This is a genomic window from Microbispora sp. H13382, from assembly GCF_014161445.1.
Lineage (GTDB): Bacteria > Actinomycetota > Actinomycetes > Streptosporangiales > Streptosporangiaceae > Microbispora.
In genome coordinates, this window is sequence record NZ_JABBXA010000002.1 from 354,638 (window position 1) to 373,026 (window position 18,389).

The 18,389-nt window shown below is 70.7% G+C and carries 16 protein-coding genes; 9 read left to right on the forward strand and 7 right to left on the reverse strand.

Going from position 1 to position 18,389, the window contains the following annotated elements; genetic code table 11:
- Nucleotides 1–280 precede the first annotated feature (280 nt).
- The 5 genes from HHX41_RS05535 to HHX41_RS05555 all read left to right on the forward strand — a co-directional run bounded on the left by HHX41_RS05535 (nt 281) and on the right by HHX41_RS05555 (nt 6,765).
- The gene (locus HHX41_RS05535) at nt 281–1,861 is read left to right on the forward strand and encodes a PP2C family protein-serine/threonine phosphatase (RefSeq protein ID WP_169983977.1); all 1,581 of its coding nucleotides are present in this window, start codon (nt 281–283) and stop codon (nt 1,859–1,861) included.
- Nucleotides 1,861–2,244 carry an STAS domain-containing protein gene (locus tag HHX41_RS05540; RefSeq protein WP_169983978.1) on the forward strand — a complete coding sequence of 128 codons (384 nt, stop codon included), beginning with the start codon at nt 1,861–1,863 and terminating at the stop codon, nt 2,242–2,244. The genes HHX41_RS05535 and HHX41_RS05540 overlap by 1 nt, the downstream gene beginning before the upstream one ends.
- 110 nt (nt 2,245–2,354) lie before the next feature.
- The gene (locus tag HHX41_RS05545) at nt 2,355–2,831 is read left to right on the forward strand and encodes a hypothetical protein (RefSeq protein WP_220503748.1); all 477 of its coding nucleotides are present in this window, start codon (nt 2,355–2,357) and stop codon (nt 2,829–2,831) included.
- Between the two features lie 20 nt (nt 2,832–2,851).
- The gene (locus HHX41_RS05550; protein ID WP_396794056.1) at nt 2,852–4,003 is read left to right on the forward strand and encodes a zinc-dependent alcohol dehydrogenase; all 1,152 of its coding nucleotides are present in this window, start codon (nt 2,852–2,854) and stop codon (nt 4,001–4,003) included.
- Nucleotides 4,004–4,440: 437 nt separating this feature from the next.
- Complete coding sequence (locus HHX41_RS05555; protein ID WP_182905051.1) at nt 4,441–6,765, forward strand: ATP-binding domain-containing protein; 2,325 nt, start codon at nt 4,441–4,443, stop codon at nt 6,763–6,765.
- A 283-nt stretch (nt 6,766–7,048) separates the two neighbouring features.
- Here the strand turns inward: HHX41_RS05555 and HHX41_RS05560 are convergent, their stop codons facing one another.
- Nucleotides 7,049–7,537: a DUF5324 family protein gene (locus tag HHX41_RS05560; RefSeq protein WP_220503749.1), complete on the reverse strand. Its 489-nt coding sequence runs from the start codon at nt 7,535–7,537 to the stop codon at nt 7,049–7,051.
- 151 nt (nt 7,538–7,688) lie between these two features.
- Between HHX41_RS05560 and HHX41_RS05565 the strand changes: the two genes are divergently transcribed.
- Both HHX41_RS05565 and HHX41_RS05570 read left to right on the forward strand, forming a co-directional pair.
- Complete coding sequence (locus HHX41_RS05565; RefSeq protein WP_310741788.1) at nt 7,689–8,222, forward strand: peptidylprolyl isomerase; 534 nt, start codon at nt 7,689–7,691, stop codon at nt 8,220–8,222.
- A gap of 121 nt (nt 8,223–8,343) precedes the next feature.
- Nucleotides 8,344–9,210, forward strand: coding sequence for a rhomboid family intramembrane serine protease (locus tag HHX41_RS05570; protein ID WP_182905053.1), 867 nt, complete (start codon nt 8,344–8,346; stop codon nt 9,208–9,210).
- Here the strand turns inward: HHX41_RS05570 and HHX41_RS05575 are convergent.
- Nucleotides 9,203–9,916, reverse strand: a complete 714-nt coding sequence (locus HHX41_RS05575) for a TetR/AcrR family transcriptional regulator (protein ID WP_182905054.1) — start codon at nt 9,914–9,916, stop codon at nt 9,203–9,205. The genes HHX41_RS05570 and HHX41_RS05575 overlap by 8 nt on opposite strands.
- Nucleotides 9,917–10,026: 110 nt before the next feature.
- Between HHX41_RS05575 and HHX41_RS05580 the strand changes: the two genes are divergently transcribed.
- Nucleotides 10,027–10,761: an SDR family oxidoreductase gene (locus tag HHX41_RS05580; RefSeq protein ID WP_182905055.1), complete on the forward strand. Its 735-nt coding sequence runs from the start codon at nt 10,027–10,029 to the stop codon at nt 10,759–10,761.
- Nucleotides 10,762–10,897: 136 nt separating this feature from the next.
- Here the strand turns inward: HHX41_RS05580 and HHX41_RS05585 are convergent, their stop codons facing one another.
- Nucleotides 10,898–11,143 (reverse strand): cell division protein CrgA, encoded by a 246-nt coding sequence (locus HHX41_RS05585; RefSeq protein ID WP_169983986.1) that lies wholly within the window; start codon nt 11,141–11,143, stop codon nt 10,898–10,900.
- A 195-nt stretch (nt 11,144–11,338) separates the two neighbouring features.
- On the opposite strand from HHX41_RS05585, the gene HHX41_RS05590 reads away from it, so the two are divergent.
- A complete protein-coding gene (locus HHX41_RS05590) occupies nt 11,339–11,917 on the forward strand; it encodes an aminodeoxychorismate/anthranilate synthase component II (protein WP_169983987.1) in 579 nt (192 codons plus the stop codon).
- A gap of 173 nt (nt 11,918–12,090) precedes the next feature.
- On the opposite strand, the gene pknB is transcribed toward HHX41_RS05590, so the two are convergent.
- The 4 genes from pknB to HHX41_RS05610 form a co-directional block, all read right to left on the reverse strand.
- Nucleotides 12,091–14,010 carry a Stk1 family PASTA domain-containing Ser/Thr kinase gene (gene pknB / locus HHX41_RS05595; protein ID WP_182905056.1) on the reverse strand — a complete coding sequence of 640 codons (1,920 nt, stop codon included), beginning with the start codon at nt 14,008–14,010 and terminating at the stop codon, nt 12,091–12,093.
- A 67-nt stretch (nt 14,011–14,077) separates the two neighbouring features.
- Entirely contained in the window at nt 14,078–15,571 is a 1,494-nt protein-coding gene (locus tag HHX41_RS05600) for a serine/threonine-protein kinase (protein ID WP_182905057.1), read from the reverse strand.
- A 7-nt stretch (nt 15,572–15,578) separates the two neighbouring features.
- Nucleotides 15,579–17,033 (reverse strand): penicillin-binding protein 2, encoded by a 1,455-nt coding sequence (locus HHX41_RS05605; protein WP_182905058.1) that lies wholly within the window; start codon nt 17,031–17,033, stop codon nt 15,579–15,581.
- The gene (locus HHX41_RS05610) at nt 17,030–18,376 is read right to left on the reverse strand and encodes an FtsW/RodA/SpoVE family cell cycle protein (RefSeq protein ID WP_169983991.1); all 1,347 of its coding nucleotides are present in this window, start codon (nt 18,374–18,376) and stop codon (nt 17,030–17,032) included. The genes HHX41_RS05605 and HHX41_RS05610 overlap by 4 nt, the downstream gene beginning before the upstream one ends.
- Nucleotides 18,377–18,389 lie beyond the last annotated feature (13 nt).

The following is an 18,389-nucleotide window of genomic DNA, read 5'->3' on the forward strand; positions in this document are numbered from 1 at the left end:
TTCCCCCCGTCTGTCGGCCAGCAGGCATTGTGCGCGGACGCCAGGAGGACGGGCGGCTGGCACAAGGCCACAAAAAGTAAAAAGTTCCCCAAATGTCCACGAGCACATAAGGGCCCTGTGCTCAGGGCGAAGGGCGGGACGTGACGGAACGCCGCCGGGATACCAAAGGGCGTCCAGCACCTGTCCCCGGCTGCGGCAGGTAACCTCATCGGGAAGGCAAGAGCGATCCTCCATACAGTCCGCTCTTGCGGATGCCTTGCGAAAGGTGGCCGGCGGATCGATGAGCGGAGGTGATCGCATCCTGCGGCTTACTCCAGTGAGCGGCCCGTCTGTCGACCTGGACGAGTCGTCTGTCGAAGCGATGGCCGGGCTGGTGCAGGCCATGCTTGACGCGATCTCCATTCAGGGTGTCTGGCTGGCGCCCATCCGCGACAAGGCCGGCGCGATCGCCGATTTCGAGGTGCTCGCGGCCAGTCCCGACGCCAGGGACATCCGCGATCGGGCCGGCAAGGAGCTCGTCGGTCTGCGGACGATCGAGGCGTATCCGGGCGTCGGCGGTTCCCCGCTGTGGGATGCCTACCTTCGTGTCATGGAGACGGGGGAACCCGAGAACGTCGACCCCTACATCCACCGGGAGACCGGGGAAGGCGTCTCGCACCTGTCCACCTACGGCGTCCGCCTCGCCCCGCTGCACGGCGGCCTCTTGGCCTCCTGGGTGCGCCACGACAGGGAGGAGCGCCTGTCGGCCAGGCTGCTCCACACCGAGCGCCTGGGCCACCTCGGATGGGGGCACTGGAGCCTTGTCACCGGCGAGGCCGAGTGGTCGGACCAGCTCTACACCATCCACGGGCGCGACCCGGCCGAGGGGCCGTTCGCGCTGGAGCACTACCGCGAGATCGCCCACCCGGACGACGTGCCGATCGTCGAGCACGCGCTCACGACGCTGACCAGCAGCGGCGGGCCGCACGAGTTCGAGGTCCGCATCCGCGTCGGCGGCGAATACCGGCACATCAGGGCAACGGCCGAGGTCAGCCGGGACGCGAACGGCCGGCCCGTCGAGATCCACGGCGTCGTGCAAGACGTGACCGACTGGCGCAGGACCGCCGACGAGCTCGCCGAGGTCACCCAGCGGCTGGAGGAGGAGTCGCAGCTCACCGCGCGACTGCAGAGCATCATCCTGCCCGTGCAGGACACGGTGCCCGGGCTGCAGATCGGCGTGCGCTACTTTCCCGCCGAGACCGCTCCGCTGGGCGGCGACTGGTACCAGGCCATCCACCTCGATCACGAGGAGGCGCTGCTGGCCGTGGGCGACGTCGCCGGGCACGGCCTGGCCGCCGCCTCAGCGATGGCCAAGCTGCGGCACGCGATCACCGGGCTGGCCTTCGCCGACCACGACCCGGCGCAGATCCTCGTGGCGCTGAACCGGCTGCTGCGGCGGATGCGGCCGGACGTGCTGGCGACCTCGGTGGTGGCCCGCTACCGGACCAAGGACCGCACGCTGCGGTGGACCCACGCGGGTCACCCGCCGATGCTGCTGGTCCGCGGGAGCAGGGTCCAGCGGCTGCTCCACCCGGGCGTGCTGCTCGGCGTCTTCGAGGACGTGAGCTACAGCTGCGCCGAGATCCGGCTGGAACCGGACGATCTACTCCTCATGTTCACCGACGGTCTTATCGAGCGGCCGGGCCGGGACCTGTTCGAGGGCCTGGACATCCTCAGCGCCGCGATCGCCGAGACAGTGCCGAAGGTGCCACCGCAGGATCGCGTGGCGGCGGTGATGGAGGCTCTGGCCCCAAGCAACACCGGCGACGACACCTGCATTCTGGTCGCGCGCATTTTGCCGAACTCCACGGAAGTGTCCTGATGTCTGATCTGCACAACATCTCGACAGCCGAGACCACGTTCGCCGCCGAGAGCAGCGGAAGCATCGGACTGCTGACGGTGCGGGGGACCCTCGACTTCACCACCCACGAGGTGGCCACGGAATTCCTCGACAAGGCCTTCGCTCATTTCGGGCCGTACCTTGTGGTGAACCTGCTCGAACTGGCCTTCCTCGACTCCAGGGCGACGGGCCTGCTGGTCAACTGCTGGAAGCGCGCGCTGGACGAGGGCGGCTGGATGGCCCTCGTCGCGGTCGAGCAGGGCGCGGCCCGCGCCCTGTGGATCACCGGGCTGGCCTTCCACGTCCCGGTCTTCCCCACTGTGGCGGACGCCCTCGCCGCCGCGCCGTCCCGCGAGCCGGAGTAGTCCGCAGGCCCGCCATCCACGACCGACTCCCCTCAGGCACCGCCACTGGCGGGTAGAGCCCCGGAGCCGGGGGTAGCACCCGAGAAGTCGGCCGTGGAGGGGGCGAAGTCATGAAACGTCTCATTGCCGGAGCGGCGGCCCTTGCCGCCGCGGGCCTGGGAGCGGCGCGATGGGCGGCCTCGCGTAGGCGTGTGCAGGCCGCGGCGAAGGACCCCCTGGAGTCGAGCCGCTGGCTCGGCGTCACGATCAACCGGCCGCCGGACGAGGTCGCCCCGGGTGGGCACCTGCCGGATCCGCTGGCCCGGGTGGACGCCGAGGTGCGGATGAACCGGGCGCCGGGCGACCGGGGCACGGAGATCTACGCCCGGCCGAGGGAGCACCGCGCGGGCGCCGAGGGCGTCCTCGCCCGGCTGCGGGGTGACGATCCCCGTACGGTGGTCCGTACGGCGTTGCGTGAGACGAAGTCCCTGCTGGAGACCGGTGACGTGCTGCGGTCGGACGAGGAGCTCGGCACGACCAGGCCGACGATGCCGGGCAAGGTGCTCGACATGGCGCTGGGACGCGCGGCGGAGGGGGGACGACTGTGAAGGCGCTGTGCTGGCAGGGCGTGAACGAACTGTCGGTCGAGCAGGTGCCCGACCCCGCGATCCTCAACGCCCAGGACGCGATCGTGAAGGTGACGGCGAGCACCACCTGCGGTTCCGACCTTCACCTGCTCGGCGGATACATCCCCGCGATGCGGGCCGGGGACGTCATCGGGCACGAGTTCATCGGCGAGATCGTCGACGTCGGCCCCGAGGTGAACCGGCACCGCGTGGGTGACCGCGTCGTGGTCTGCTCCATCATCGGATGCGGCCGCTGCTGGGCCTGCCGGCACGACGAGTGGTCGCTGTGTGAGAACAGCAACCCCAAGCCGGGCGTCACGGACCTGATGTGGGGTGGCACGACCGCCGGCATCTTCGGCTACTCCCACGCCATGGGCGGCTTCCGGGGCAGCCACGCCGAGTACATCCGCGTTCCCTTCGTCGACTACAACGCGTTCACCGTCCCCGAGGGCATCGCGGACCTCGACGCCCTGTTCGCCTCCGACGCGGCCCCGACCGGCTGGATGGGCGCCGAGCTCGGCGGTGTGAAGCCGGGAGACGTGGTCGCGGTGTGGGGGTGCGGCGCCGTCGGCCAGATGGCCGCCCGGGCCGCCATGCTGCTCGGCGCCGAGCGGGTCATCGCGATCGACCGCTACCCGGAACGCCTCGCCATGACCGCCCGCCACGTCGGCTGCGAGGTGATCGACTACACGAGCACCGACGTCACCGCGGAGCTGCGCGAGCGCACCGGCGGCCGGGGCCCGGACGTGTGCGTCGAGGCCGTCGGCATGGAGGCCGACAGCACCGGGATCCAGCGCGTGTACGACGGGATCAAGCAGCAGCTCCGCCTGGAGCAGGACCGCCCGATCGCGGTACGCGAGGCGATCCACGCCTGCCGCAAGGGCGGCTCGGTGTTCGTGCTGGGGGTCTTCGCCGGATTCGTGGACAAGTTTCCACTCGGCGCGCTGATGAACAAGGGCCTCACGCTGCGCGGCGCGCAGCAGCACGGCCAGCGGTACATCCCGAAGCTCCTCGACCGGATCGCGAAGGGCGACCTGAAGACCTCCTACCTCGCGACGCACACGATGACGCTCGACGAGGGGCCGAAGGGCTACGACATGTTCAAGCACAAGAAGGACGGTTGCGTCCGCGCCGTCTTCCGCCCCTGGGCGTGACGTGAGGGGGCGCCCGCCGCCCCGAGGTGGGGCGGCGGGCGGGTGATCTCAGCGTACGGCTGGGGCGGCCAGCCGTTCCGCCTCATGGTGCAGTGCCTCGATCAGGACGAGCTCCAGGCGGAGCTCGTCCTCCACGAGGCTGTCGAGGACGTCCATCCGGGCCTCCTTGTTTCCAAAGACGTCCCGCGGCACGCGGCGGTTGACCATGGCACGGCACGAATCCGGATGGAACGAGGCAATCTTCCCAGTCGGCCGCGCCGCACGTCGGCTACCCAGAACGGATGCGTCATCACTCACATCCGTCACAAAAGACTCGGAAAACAAAAAATCCACCCCGAAGCGGAGTGGAGATCGCGAGGCATGCATGCGATGCCCTATAGTGAGAGATTCCCAAATATCTGATAGACAGACCCTCTCGACAGGAGTTTATCACAGGAATGGGTGACCGTCAATCCGACTCCGCTCGCGCCGACGCCCTGCGGATCGAACAGTCCTACGTCTCCATGCTGTACGACCGCCTCGACATCGCACGTGAGCGGGCCGAGCACGGCATGCGGGAGGTCCTGGCCCGCGGTGGCACGGGCACCCGCCAGGCCGTCGTGGAGCGGGAGGTGACGGCGGCCGAGCACGGCCGCCGCCTCGCGCAACTGTCGGCCGTGGAACGCGGCCTGTGCTTCGGGCGCATCGACGACGCCGACGGCGAGACCCTCTACATCGGCCGCATCGGGCTGCGTGACGACGACCACACCTCCGTGCTCGTCGACTGGCGCGCCCCCGCCGCCCGCCCCTTCTACGTCGCCACCCCCGGCGACCCGGGCTCCCTCGTACGCCGCCGTCACCTGCACACGCGGCACCGCGAGGTCGTGGGCATCGACGACGAGGTGTTCGACCTCGACCGGATGGCCGACGGAGACCGCCGTACGCTCGTCGGCGAGGCCGCGCTGCTCGCGGCGCTGCGCCGCGGGCGCACCGGACGCATGGGCGAGGTCGTCGCCACCATCCAACGCGAGCAGGACCGGGTGATCCGCTCCGGCCTGGCGGGGGCGCTCGTCGTGCAGGGCGGGCCGGGCACGGGCAAGACCGTCGCCGCCCTGCACCGGGCGGCGTACCTGCTCTACACGCACCGCGACACGCTGGAGCGGCGTGGCGTGCTCGTCGTCGGTCCCAACGCGACGTTCTCCCGCTACATCAGCCAGGTGCTGCCCGCGCTGGGCGAGACGCAGGTGGTGCTGACGAGCATGGGCGGGCTCCATCCCGGGGTGCGGGCCAGCGCCGAGGACGAGCCGGCGGTCGCCGTCGTCAAGGGCGACCCGCGCATGGCCCGGGTGGTCGAGGAGGCGGTCCGCGACCGCCAGCGCGTGCCGGAGGGCGACCTGGAGGTGAAGATCCCCGTCCGCACCTCGGTGCGCGGCGGCGTGGAGGTGGTGGTCGAGGAGATGCCGCTGCGGGTGGACCACGCCACCTGCCTGCGGGCCCGGGACCGCGCACGCGGCCTGCGGCGTCAGCACAACATCGCCCGGTGGACGTTCGTGGACCAGGTGCTGCGGGCCCTGGCCCGGGACGAGGCGGCACGGCTCGACCGGCCGCTGGAGGACGGCGACCTGAAGTACGCCGCCACGACCCTGTGGGAGCACCGGCCGGTCCGCGACGCGCTCGACGCCCTGTGGCCGGAGATCACTCCGGAGCGGCTCGTCCGCGAACTCCTGTCGGACGAGGAACGGCTGCGCGCGGCGGCCGGGCCGCACCTGACGGAGGAGGAGCGCACGCTCCTGCTGCGGCCCCGCGAGGCGCCGTGGACGGTCGGCGACGTCCCCCTGCTGGACGAGGCCGCCGAACTGCTCGGCGAGTACGACTACGGGGCCGGGGCCAGGCGGCGCCGCGCGGAGGAGGAGCGGCGCGAGGAGGAGCTGTACGCCCGGGAAGTGCTGACGATCACCGACGTCGACCCCGTGCTCGACGCGACCCTGCTGGCCGGCCGCAACCGCGCCGACGAGGCGTACGTGACGACCGCGGACCGGGCCGCCCGCGACCGCACCTGGGCGTACGGGCACGTGATCGTGGACGAGGCCCAGGAGCTGTCGGCGATGGCGTGGCGGACGGTGATGCGGCGGGTCCCGGCACGCTCCCTCACGGTGGTCGGCGACATCGCCCAGACCGGCTCGGCCGCGGGCGCGCGCTCCTGGGGCGAGATGCTCGACCCCTATGTGAAGGGACGCTGGCGGGAGGAGCGCCTGCTGGTCAACTACCGGACGCCGGCCGAGATCATGGAGGTCGCCGCCGACGTGCTGCGCGCCGTGGCGCCCGGGGAGGAGCCGCCCGAGTCGGTCCGGTTCGGCGGCGCCCGCCCCCGCGCCGTGCCCGCCGCCGGGACCGACCTGCGGCTGCTCGTGGAGTCGGAACTGCGCGAGATCGAAGAGGGACGGGTCGGCGTCGTCACGCCGGACACCCGGCACGCGGAGGTCGCCGCGCTGTTCCCCGAGGCCGTCGACCCCCTGGACAGCCCGGTCGCCGTCCTCACCGTACGCGGCTCGAAGGGCCTGGAATTCGACGCCGTGGTGGTCGTGGACCCCGAGGGCATCCTGAGCCAGTCGTCCAATGGCGGCCAGGATCTGTACGTCGCCATCACCCGGGCGACCCGGCGGCTCACCGTCCTCTACGAGGACCGCCTGCCCGCCATACTCCACCGCCTGGCCACGAGAGCCTCGACGGTGAAGCGGGGTACACCGAGCGAGCCGGAGGGGCGCGCCGCCGGTCTGGACTGAGGAGCGCGCGGGAGCGAAGCGACCAAGCACGACGAGGGCTGTGCCCCTGGCGCGCCTCCGGCACGACCCCGCCGGGAGTGAGCGCCCCGATGAGCGAAGCGGGGAACACCGAGCGAGCCGGAGGGGCGCGCCGCCGGTCTGGACTGAGGAGAGAGGGAGTGAGGAACGAACTCCCGAACGACGAGGGAAGACGGCGGAAGTGAGCGCCCCGACGGTGAAGCGGGAAACACAGTACGGCCGGCGTGGGGGACGCCGGCCGTACTGGGTGGCTGTGAGGGATGAGCTAGGGCATTTTTCCCGAGATTTCATCGGCGGCCTTGTCGGCCTTCTCGCCGACTTCCTCGGCCTTGTCTCCGACCCACTTGCTGGCGTCGGATCCGGTGTGCCGCATGCTCTCCCGCATCGTCTCGGTCCAGCGCTGGGCGTTGTTCCGGTACATCGCCACACCGACCGCGCCGATCGCGACGCCGCTCAGCAACGCGAGGACCGGCCAGCGCCGGCGCGTCTTCTTGGTGCTGGACACGTCGATGCGGCGGGCCATCTCGGTCAGGAACGCGCTGACGATCGGCGCGATCTGCTCCTCGACCGACTGTGCCGCCTGGTCGAGCTTCGGCGCCGCCCAGACCCTGGCGTCCTCGATCCGGTGCGTCGCGAGATCCCGGGCGGTCTCCGCCATCGGGCTCATCCGGCCACCGGCTCTCCTCGCCTGGTCTCTCATCCTGCTCAGCCACGTCTGCGGGATGACCACTTCGGCGCGGCGCCTTCTGTTCATTGTCAGGGACACGATCAACCTCCCCAATCGACGGGGCCCCGGAACGACCCCTTCCCGGATGGTCGCGGCTCAATCACGAGCAGTGCTTGAAGGCATGCTCGATACCCTGTTCACGGACAACAAACACGATCAGACAAAGGGGGCGGCCCTCGTGGCTGACAACCTCATCGCGAATCTGCGCACGAACCACGGCACGATCCGCGTCCAGCTCTTCCCCAACAAGGCGCCGAAGACCGTGCGCAACTTCGTGGAACTCGCCGAGGGCACCCGGGAGTGGACTCACCCGGAGACCGGCGAGAAGCAGACGAACGTCAAGCTCTACGACGGCACGATCTTCCACCGGGTCATCAGCGGCTTCATGATCCAGGGTGGCGACCCGCTCGGCCAGGGCATCGGCGGGCCCGGCTACGACTTCGACGACGAGATCCACCCGGAGAACCAGTTCAACCGGCCCTACCTGCTCGCCATGGCGAACGCGGGCAAGCGGTTCGGCAAGGGCACCAACGGCTCCCAGTTCTTCATCACCGTCGCGCCGACGCCGCACCTCAACCAGGGGCACACGATCTTCGGCGAGGTGATCGAGGGCACCGAGGTGGTCGACGCGATCGCCAAGACCCCCACCGGCCGCAACGACCGCCCGGAGAACGACGTGGTGCTCGAAGAGGTCACCATCGAGCGGTCCTGACGCCGCGTCGTCCGATCCCCGGCGCCCCGGCCGCAGCGAACGCGCGGCCGGGGCGTTTCCGGCTTATAGGCTGGCTCGTGGATGCGCTCCCCCGCACAGGGACACGCCAGGAAAGGACCCCATGACCTCCCAGCCTCCGCCGCCCCCGCAGCCGGGGGCGCAAGCCGTACCCACCTGCTACCGGCACCCCGACCGCGAGACCTACGTCCGCTGCCAGCGCTGTGAGCGCCCGATCTGCCCCGACTGCATGCGGGATGCGGCGGTCGGTCACCAGTGCCCCGAGTGCGTCCGTGAGGGCAACCGGGAGGTGCGGCAGGCCCAAGCCACGTTCGGCGGCGCCGCCGTCGCCACGCCCCGCGTCACGTGGACGCTGCTGGTGCTCAACGTGCTCGCGTACGCGGCCGAGGTCCTGCGCCCGGACGAGGTCGTCCAGCGGTTCGCGATGTGGTCGCTCGGCGTCCACCTGGGTGAGTGGTGGCGGCTGATCACCAGTGCCTTCCTGCACGCCCCGCCGCCGTCCTTCTGGCACATCCTGTTCAACATGTGGGCGCTCTACGCCCTCGGCCCCGAACTGGAGCGCAGGCTCGGCTCGGGCCGGTTCGCCACGCTCTACCTGTTGTCGGCGCTGGGCGGCTCGGTCGCCATCTACCTGTTCGGCACGTCGGCCGTCGGCGCCTCCGGCGCCATCTACGGCCTGTTCGGCGCGTTGTTCGTGGTGGCCCGCAGGCTCGGGTACGACGCGCGTGGCGTTCTCTGGCTGATCGGCATCAACGTGGTGCTGACGTTCGTCGTGCCCGGCATCAGCTGGCAGGGCCACCTGGGCGGGCTCGTGACCGGCGCGATCGTCGCGGCGGGCTTCGCCTACGCGCCGCGCCACAACCGCGCCATCGTGCAGTTCGGCATCGCCGTGGCCGTGCTGGTGGCGCTGGTCCTGCTCGTCACCATGCTCCCGCCGTACGGCCTGCGCCTGGAGGGCGCCTTCACCTGACGGCGTCCGGGGCTCCCTGCGTGATGCGGTCGAGCCAGCGCAGCAGCAGGGCGGTCTCGACCGGCTCCAGTGCTTCGGTGCCGGCGAGGGCGAGTTGCGCGCGCAGGCGCAGCGCGGCCTCGCGCAGGGGGTCGCCGTCCTCGCGTGGGGTCGTCTCGGTGAGAACGTGCCCGAACACGGCGTCACGCATGCGATGCGACAGCGCGGGATCGTCGAAGCACTCCGGACTGGCGATGTGATCGAGAGCGGTGCCGACGCTCGCGGACAGGATCAGCCGGGCGGCGACGCGCGGCTCGACCTTCAGCGCGCCGATCGCCGCACACCGTACGAGCGTGGCCTCCAGGAGGTCGAACACCCGGTCGCGAGCCGTGGAGTGGGACCACGGCCGTGGGGTGAACATGAGCTGGTAGAGGGCCGGGTTGTCCCGCGCGAACGCCATGTGGCCGTCCCAGCCGGCCCGCAGGTCGGTCACCGGATCGGCCGTCTGCTCCTGTGCGGCCTTGAGTGCGACGTAGCGCTCGTACCCGTGGTCGGCGACGGCGTCGAGGAGCCCCCGCTTGTCGCCGAACAGCCGGTAGAGCACGGGCTGGGTCACGCCGACGGCCTCACAGACCGCCCGCGTGGCGATGTCGTTGTCGGATGACGCCGCGAGTTGCTTCTCGGCGGCCTCGATCATCGCCGCGCGTAGGGTGTCCGCACCTGCCATGTAACCAATGATACGAAACTCCGCTAGCGGCGATACGCCGACCGTGCTAACGTTTCGCTCGTAACGTCGATATGCAGAATGCTTATCGACGATAGATGAGGAGGTTCGTGATGAGTGACCAGCGCGTGGCCGTCGTCACCGGCGGCTCCCGTGGGATCGGCCGGGCCGTCGCCACAACGCTCGCCGCACGCGGTCTCGCCGTCGTCGTGGGTTATCAGGGAGCGGCCTCGGCCGCGGCCGAGGTGGTCGACGCGATCACGTCGGCGGGCGGCCGGGCGTTCGCGGCGCAGGCCGACGTCGCGGACGAGAACGCGGTCGCGGCGATGTTCGACACGGCGGACGAGACCTTCGGCGGGATCGACGTCGTCGTCAACGCGGCGGGACGCCTGTCGCTGTCCCCGATCGCGGATCTCGACCTCGCCGACCTGGACGCGTTGCACCGCACCAACATCCGCGGCACCTTCGTCATGGCGAGGGAGGCCGCGCGGCGCGTGCGCGACGGCGGCGCGATCATCACGATGTCCACGTCCGTCGTGGGCCTGCAACTGCCCAACTACGGCGCGTACGTCGCCAGCAAGGGCGCCGTCGAGGCGATGACGCTCGTGCTCGCCCGCGAACTGCGGGGGCGGGACATCACCGTCAACGCGGTCGCGCCCGGCCCGACCGCCACCGAACTGTTCTTCGAGGGCAAGGACGAGGCCACGATCGAGCGGATGGCCAAGCAGCCCCCGCTGGAACGGCTCGGCACGCCGGAGGACATCGCGGAGGTCGTCGCCTTCCTGACGAGCCCCGCGGGGCACTGGGTCAACGGGCAGGTCGTGCGTGCCAACGGCGGCATCGTCTGACGCCCGCGGGACGCGCGGGCCCAGGGCATGCCGGGGTCACAGGCGTCCGCTGGGTGGCCGGCACCCGTCGGTCACGAGTTGCCCACAGGCTGTGGATAAAGACTGTGGAAAGTTTTTGGGAAAGCGCAGGAGCGCTCTAGCGCCACTTGGTCGACAGCACGACGCCGACGATGATGAGCCCGAACCCGATCAGCAGGTTCCAGTTCTGCAGGCTGGAGATCCCCGGGACGTTCGGCGCGATGTAGTAGACCGCGATCCAGGCGATACCGATGATCCAGGTGGCCACCATGACGGGGGCGAGCCAACGCGGGCTGACCTTCACCGTCTGCGCCTTCTGCGGCGGGGTGTAGACGGCCTTCTTGCGAGTCTTCGACTTGGGCACGGGAGTGTCTCCTGGTGGGTACCCGCGCGGTCGTGCGGGCTGGTGTCAATAGCGTAATCGCTGTGGCGATGAAGTCCCGAGCAAGGATAGTCGGCCCGGACCCTGCCGGGCGATCCCCCACGAGGGATTGCCGTACGCTGAAAGTCCGATTTCCGCTCTGCACGCCCAGCCACGCCGGTGAAGCGGGAGACACCTATGAGCCCGACCCGGGTGCTCGTGGTCGACAATCACGACAGCTTCGTGCACACGATCGTGCAGTATCTGCGCGGTCTGGGCGCCGACTGCGACGTACGGCCGCGTGACCACGTCGTCGTGGACGACGCCGACGGCTTCGACGCCGTGCTCGTGTCTCCCGGGCCCGGCACGCCGGAGGCGGCCGGGGTGTCGGTGCCCCTCGTACGGCACTGCGCCGAGCGCGGCCTGCCGCTGCTCGGAGTCTGCCTCGGTCACCAGGCCATCGCCGTGGCCTACGGGGCCGTGGTGGACCGCGCGCCGGAGCTCATGCACGGCCGCACCAGCCTGATCTCCCACGACGGGCGGGGGGTGTTCCGGGAGCTCCCTTCGCCGGTCACGATGACGCGCTACCACTCGCTCGCCGTGGTCCCCGGAACCGTGCCGGACCCGCTGGAGGTGACGGCCACGACCCCCGACGGCGTCATCATGGGCCTGCGCCACCGCGGGGCGCCCGTCGAGGGCGTGCAGTTCCACCCCGAGTCGGTCGTGTCCGAGCATGGCCACCGGCTGCTCGGAAATTGGCTCGCGCAGATCGTGTAACGCTTTCCGCTCTCGGCACGACTACATGAGTGAGGGCTTCCGCCATTGCCCCCGAGTGGCGGAAGCCCTTCCTCATGTCCGCGCGCGCCGTACGCCGTGCGCCGTTCCCGGCGGGCCCCCGGAAACGCCGACGGCGGCCACCGCCTCGCGATGACCGCCGTCCGCTCGTGTCGTCAGTTGCCGAACGGGTTGTCCCCGCCCTCTCCGGGAGGGCCGACCTGGACGCTGTCGCCCCCACCGTCACCGGTGCCGTCGCCGCCGGTTCCCGTGCCGTCGCCGCCGGTGCCGTCACCGGTGCCGTCCGTCGGCGTGTTGCCGGTCGGCTGCTGGGTCGGCGGCTGCTCCTGCGAGGGGCCGCTGGAGACCGTCAGTGTGATCGTGGTGCCGGGGTTGAGCTTGGTCCCCGGCTGAGGCGACTGGTCGATCACGTTGCCCTGCGGCACCACGTCGCTCGGCCGCTCCTGGACCCTGACCTTGAAGCCGGCCCCCTCCAGGGTCTGCTTGGCGTCGTCGAGCGTCTGCCCGACCACGGCTGGCAGCTCGGTCATCTCCTTGGGCACGTACAGCGTGACCAGGGCGCCCTTCTCGACCTTCTCACCCGGCTTGGGCTTGGTGTCGAACACCTGGCCCTGGGGCTTGGTGGAGGCCTTCGGCACGATGCTGACCTTGAGCCCCATCGCTTCCAGTTCGGCCCTCGCCTCCTCCGGCGACTTGCCGAGCACGGTCTCGGGGATGGCGACCTTCTCCTGGCCCTTGGAGACGACGACGGTGACCGTGGACCCCGGGTCGGCCTGCTCGCCCCCGGCGGGATCGGTGCTCACGACGGCGCCCTTGGGCACGTCGCCGTTGAACTCCTCCGGCCCGAAGGCGACCTTGAACCCGGCCGCCTTCAACGCCTGCTCGGCCGCGGCCTTGTTCTGGTTGGTCACCGACGGCACCTCGACCTTGTCGGCCGTGGAGGAGCCGCCGGACCCGAGGAACGCGTAGCCGACGCCGATCATCGCGCCGATCACCAGCAGCGGGATGAGGATCCACAGGGCCGTCTTCAGCGCGTTGTTGCCGCCGCCGTTGCTGCGCCGCCGCCCGTCGTACCTGCCGCCGCGCTCCTCCTGGGCGTACTCGTAGTCGGGGATGGCGCGGGTGTTCTGGGTCATGGGGGCGCCGCCGGCCGTGGTCATCGTCCGCGTGCGGTCCGCCCCGCCGTACCCGTTGTACTGCTGGGTGGCCATCGCCATCGTCTGCGGGTCGACCGGCATGCCGGACAGCGCCCGCTGGATGTCCCCGCGCATCTCCGTGGCGCTTTGGTAGCGGTGGAGCGGGTCCTTGGACATCGCCTTGAGCACGATCGCGTCGGCCCACTGCGGGATCTCCGGGTCGATCCGCGACGGCGGGATGGGATCCTCCCGCACGTGCTGGTAGGCGATCGCCACGGGGGAGTCGCCGGTGAAGGGCGGCTGGCCGGTGAGCAGCTCGTACAGCACGCAGCCGGTCGAGTAGATGTCGCTGCGCGCGTCGACGCGCTCGCCGCGGGCCTGCTCGGGGGACAGGTACTGCGCGGTGCCGATCACCTGGGCCGTCTGGGTCATCGTGGCGGCGGAGTCGGCCATCGCCCGGGCGATGCCGAAGTCCATGACCTTGACCTCGCCGTTGACCGTCAACATGATGTTGGCCGGTTTGATGTCCCGGTGGACGATGCCGCCCCGGTGGCTGTAGTCCAGCGCCCGCAGGATGCCGTCCACCAGCTCCATGGCCCGCTCGGGCAGCAGCCGCCGGTCGGCGCGCAGCAGGTCGCGCAGCGTCCGCCCGTCGACGAACTCCATCACGATGTACGGCACGGGGGTGGCGTCCATCATGTCCTCGCCGGTGTCGTACACGGCGATGATCGACGGGTGGTTGAGCGAGGCGGCGGACTGCGCCTCACGCCGGAAGCGCGCCTGGAAGGTGTGGTCCCTGGCGAGGTCGGAGCGGAGCGTCTTGATGGCGACAATACGGTCCAGGCGGATGTCCCGGGCGCGATACACCTCGGCCATGCCGCCACGCCCCACGACGCCATCCAGCTCGTAGCGTCCGCCGAGAAGTCGTGGCTGAGTCATTTCCTGCACTGTCCCTTGCCGTTCATCTTGGGGTGCCGCCGGTCTCCATCATCGACCCATCTCCTCATCACGCCCCCTCATCCGGAGGGTTCGTGTCGTCGGGTGGGGCTTCCGTCGGGAGCGGAGTCTCATCGGTTTCCGGGGCCGAGGTGGACGTCGAAGTCGGGGTCGAGGTCGGGGACGAAGCGGGTGTGGGCGACTGGGTTGTGGGTGGTGCCGACCTGCTTACGGTAGCCGACGGAACGGCGCTCGGCTCGGCCGACGTCGCCACAGCAGACGGCCGATGCGTCCGCGGAACCTCTGACCTGTGCGTACGTGCCGACGACGGCGATGGCGACGGCGAGGATGACGGTGTGACGGGCACGGCCGTCTCGCCCGGGTCCGGCGGCGCATCGCCGATCCGGGCGGCGGTGAAGGCCAGAACCCCGATGCCGACGGCGGCCGCGCAGCCGGCCGTCGCGAGGAGCAGGGTTGCCGGACGGCGGCGGCGCCCGCCGACGGGCCCGTCGGGACCGCCCGGGCGCCGCGTACGGGCGCCGGGGACGCCCGCGGGAGCCGTACGCGGGGCGGCCGGGGCCGGCCCCAGCGGGGCGGTGGCGCCGGGACGCGAGGTTTCCTGGCCCGGCTGCTGGCTCAGGGGCGCCGTCAGCCCGGGCGCGGCCGCGGCGGTGCGGCCCGCTCCACCGGTCGCGGGGAAGCCCCTGGGGTCGGTCAGCGAGCCGAGGACCGCCGCCGGGGCGGCCGTGCCCGCGAGCGTCTCACGCAGCACCCGCACCCTGTCGAGGAGCACCGGCCCGGTCTCCGGCCGCGCGGCGGGGTCCTTGGCCAGCATGGCCATGACGAGAGCCGCCACCGGCGCGGGCACGTTCCCGGGCAGCGGCGGGGGCGTGTCGTTGAGATGCCGCAGCGCCAGCGCCACCGGGGTCTCCGCCGTGAACGGCGGACGGCCCGCGAGGCACTCGTAGGCCACCACCCCGAGCGAGTAGATGTCGCTCGCCGGGGTCAGGGTCGTGCCGGACGCCTGCTCCGGGCTCACGTACTGGGCGGTGCCGAGGATCAGGCCGGTCGCGGTCAGCGGTGCGGCCTCCAGCGCGCGGGCGATGCCGAAGTCGGTGATCTTCACCTGCCCGTCCTCGGTGACGAGCAGGTTGCCGGGCTTGACGTCGCGGTGGATCACTCCGGCCCGGTGCGCGGCGTACAGGCCCCGGGCGGTCTGCTGGACGATGTCGAGCGTGACGTCCGGCCCGAGCACGCCGTTGCGGGTGAGGATGGCCGACAGCGGCTCGCCCCGCACCAGCTCCATCACGAGGTAGGCGAGGCCGTCGGTCTCGCCGTAGTCGAAGACCTGGGCGATGCCGGGGTCGGTCAGGGCGGCGGTGATCCTGGCCTCGGAGCGGAACCGGTCACGGAAGGTGGCGTCGTCCGCGACGTGGCGGCCGAGCAGCTTGATCGCCACCTCCCGGCCGAGGAGTTCGTCGTCGGCCCGCCAGACCTCGCCCATGCCACCCGCGGCGATGGGGGAGGTCAGCCGGTATCGCCCGCCGAGCACCGTGTCGTTCATGTGTCCGTCACTGTCCGAGCACCGCCTGCATGACGTCGTGGGCGATCGGCGCGGCGACCGCGCCGCCGGTGGCGTCGTTGCCGGCGCTGCCCGACTCCACGAAGACCGCCACGGCGACCTTCGGGTTGTCGACCGGGGCGAAGGAGATGAACCACGCGTGCGACGGCTTGCCCGGCAGGGTCTCCGCCGTGCCCGTCTTGCCGGCCACGGTGATCCCGGGAAGCCTGGCCGCGCCGCCGGTGCCGCGCTCCACCACGTTGACCATCATCTTGGTCAGCTCGCCGGCCACCTCGGGGCTGACGGCCTCGTCCAGCTCGTCGGGGTCGGTCCCGTCGATCTCCGAGCCGTCCGCCATGATCTTGTTGACCAGGTACGGCTTCATGACCGTGCCCTGGTTGGCGATCCCGGCGGCGACCATCGCCATCTGCAGCGGGGTCATCTGGTTGCTCTGCTGCCCGATCGCGGTCTTGGCGAGGGCGGCCTTGCTCTCGTCCGGGCCGATGTCGCTGGCCGCGACGTCGAGGGGGATCTCCAGCGGCTGGCCGACGCCGAACTTCTCGGCCTGCTCCTTGAGCTTGTCGTAGCCGACGTCCATGCCCATGATGGCGAACGGCGTGTTGCAGGAGATCGTCAGCGCCTCGACCAGCGTCGCCCGGCCGCCGCACGACTCGCCGTGGTAGTTGGGCAGCGAGATGTTCGTGCCCGGCAGCGGCAGCGAGTCGGGCGCGTCGACCTGGGTGTTCTCGTCACGCGACTCGTCGTCGCTGAGATAGGCCGCGGCGGTCACGGTCTTGAACGTGGACCCCGGGGCGAACGTCAGGTTGATGGCCCGGTTGAGGAGCGGCTTGTTGTCGTCCTTGTCCAGCTTGTTGTACGCCTTGTTGACGGTCTCCTTGTTCGCCTTGGCCAGCGGGTTCGGGTCGTACGACGGCACCGAGACCATCGCCAGGATCTTGCCGGTCTTCGGTTCGAGCGCGACGACCGCGCCGCGCTTGCCGGTTTCGGCCAGGTCCTTGTACGCGATCTCCTGGGCCTTGGTGTTCAGCGTGAGGTCGACGCTCGCGCCCTTGGCGGGCTTGCCGCTGACCATGTCGATGGCCCGGCGGACGACCAGGTCGGGGTGGCTGCCGTCGAGGTAGCGGCTCATCGCGGCCTCGATGCCCGCGGCGCTCTCCGGCGCGAACCAGCCGACCACGTGCGTGAACGGCTTGCCGAGCGGATACTCCCGCTCGAACCGGAACTGCTTGTCTCCGGTGTCCACCGTCTTGGCCAGGGTGGTCTTGCCGTTGTCGGCCGTGATCCAGCCGCGGTCGACGTTGTAGCGGGCGTACAACATGCGCACGTTGCGGGAGTCGTTGCGCAACCCCTCGGCCCGTACCGCGCCGAGATACGTCACGTTGGCCATGAGCAGGCCGAACATGAGCAGGCAGGCCACGGCGACACGCTTGAGCGGGCTGTTCATCGCTGCATCACCTGGGTCATCCCCTCGTCCTGGATCGCCTGCGGCGGCGGCCGGCGGGCCGCGTCGGACATCCGTACGAGCAGGGCGATGAGCATCCAGTTGGCCAGCAGGGCCGAGCCTCCGGCGGACATGAACGGCGTCACGAGACCGGTCAGCGGGATCAGCCGGGTCACGCCGCCGACGATGATGAACACCTGCCAGGCCAGGATGAACGACAGGCCGCCCGCGAGCAGCTTGGTGAACGGGTCGCGGGCCGCCAGCGACGTGCGCAGCCCCCGCTCGACGATCAGCGCGTAGACCATGAGGATGGCCATCAGACCGGTGAGGCCCAGCTCCTCGCCCACCGCCGGGAAGATGAAGTCGGAGAACGACAGCGGGATCCTGTACGGGTAGCCCTGCCCGAGCCCGGTGCCGAGGATGCCGCCCGAGCCCATCGCGAACTGGCCCTGCATGAGCTGTTCGCTGCCGCCCACGGCCGTGTACAGCCTCTGGTCCTCCGCGTGCAGCCAGACGTCGAACCGGGCCTCGACGTGGCTGAAGATCTGCCCGGCGACGAAGGCGCCGCCGACGAACAGCAGGATGCCGATGAGCACCCAGGAGGTGCGCTGGGTGGCGACGTACAGCATCACGATGAACGCGCCGAACAGCAGCAGCGAGCTGCCGAGGTCCTTCTGCAGGACCAGGACGCCGAGGCTGATCACCCAGGTGATGAGGATGGGACCGAGGTCGCGTGCCCGGGGCAGGTCGATGAACAGCAGGCGGCGGCCCGCGAGGGCCAGCACGTCGCGTTTGGCGACCAGGTAGCCCGCGAAGAAGACGACCAGGGCCAGCTTGGCGAACTCGGCGGGCTGGATGCTGAAGGGGCCGACGCCGACCCAGATGCGTGCGCCGTTGATCTCCCTGCCGATGAAGGGCAGCATGGGGAGCACCAGCAGGCCCAGCCCGGCGAAGCCGGCGGTGTAGGTGAGGCGCTGCAAGACGCGGTGGTCTCTCAACGCGATCAGGACCGCGGAGAACATCACCACGCCGAGCGCCGTCCACATGAGCTGGTTGGCCGCCGACGCGAGTTTCTCGCCGGCCAGCTCGATCCGGTAGATCATCACCAGGCCGATGCCGTTGACCAGCGTCACGAGGGGAAGCAGAAGAGGATCGGCCCATGGCGCCCACTTGGCCAGCACCAGGTAGGCCGCGAGCATCAGACCGCCGAGGCCGAGGCCGTAGCCGAGCATGCCGGACGGGACCTTGCCGTTGATCCCGAGCCCGACGCCGGCGTACGCGCCCATCACGATCAGCACGGCGAAGGCGAGCATGCCCAGCTGGGCCCCCCGCCTCTTCGCGGTCATCGGTACGGGCGTG

Excerpts from the sequence above, each read along its gene's own strand:
- HHX41_RS05610 (WP_169983991.1), bottom strand. The coding sequence starts at position 18,376 with ATGACCGCGAAGAGGCGGGGGGCCCAGCTGGGCATGCTCGCCTTCGCC.
- HHX41_RS05555 (WP_182905051.1), top strand. The coding sequence starts at position 4,441 with ATGGGTGACCGTCAATCCGACTCCGCTCGCGCCGACGCCCTGCGGATC.
- HHX41_RS05540 (WP_169983978.1), top strand. The coding sequence starts at position 1,861 with ATGTCTGATCTGCACAACATCTCGACAGCCGAGACCACGTTCGCCGCC.
- pknB (WP_182905056.1), bottom strand. The coding sequence starts at position 14,010 with ATGACTCAGCCACGACTTCTCGGCGGACGCTACGAGCTGGATGGCGTC.
- HHX41_RS05560 (WP_220503749.1), bottom strand. The coding sequence starts at position 7,537 with ATGAACAGAAGGCGCCGCGCCGAAGTGGTCATCCCGCAGACGTGGCTG.
- HHX41_RS05600 (WP_182905057.1), bottom strand. The coding sequence starts at position 15,571 with ATGAACGACACGGTGCTCGGCGGGCGATACCGGCTGACCTCCCCCATC.
- HHX41_RS05570 (WP_182905053.1), top strand. The coding sequence starts at position 8,344 with ATGACCTCCCAGCCTCCGCCGCCCCCGCAGCCGGGGGCGCAAGCCGTA.
- HHX41_RS05545 (WP_220503748.1), top strand. The coding sequence starts at position 2,355 with ATGAAACGTCTCATTGCCGGAGCGGCGGCCCTTGCCGCCGCGGGCCTG.
- HHX41_RS05575 (WP_182905054.1), bottom strand. The coding sequence starts at position 9,916 with ATGGCAGGTGCGGACACCCTACGCGCGGCGATGATCGAGGCCGCCGAG.
- HHX41_RS05580 (WP_182905055.1), top strand. The coding sequence starts at position 10,027 with ATGAGTGACCAGCGCGTGGCCGTCGTCACCGGCGGCTCCCGTGGGATC.
- HHX41_RS05535 (WP_169983977.1), top strand. The coding sequence starts at position 281 with ATGAGCGGAGGTGATCGCATCCTGCGGCTTACTCCAGTGAGCGGCCCG.
- HHX41_RS05590 (WP_169983987.1), top strand. The coding sequence starts at position 11,339 with ATGAGCCCGACCCGGGTGCTCGTGGTCGACAATCACGACAGCTTCGTG.
- HHX41_RS05605 (WP_182905058.1), bottom strand. The coding sequence starts at position 17,033 with ATGAACAGCCCGCTCAAGCGTGTCGCCGTGGCCTGCCTGCTCATGTTC.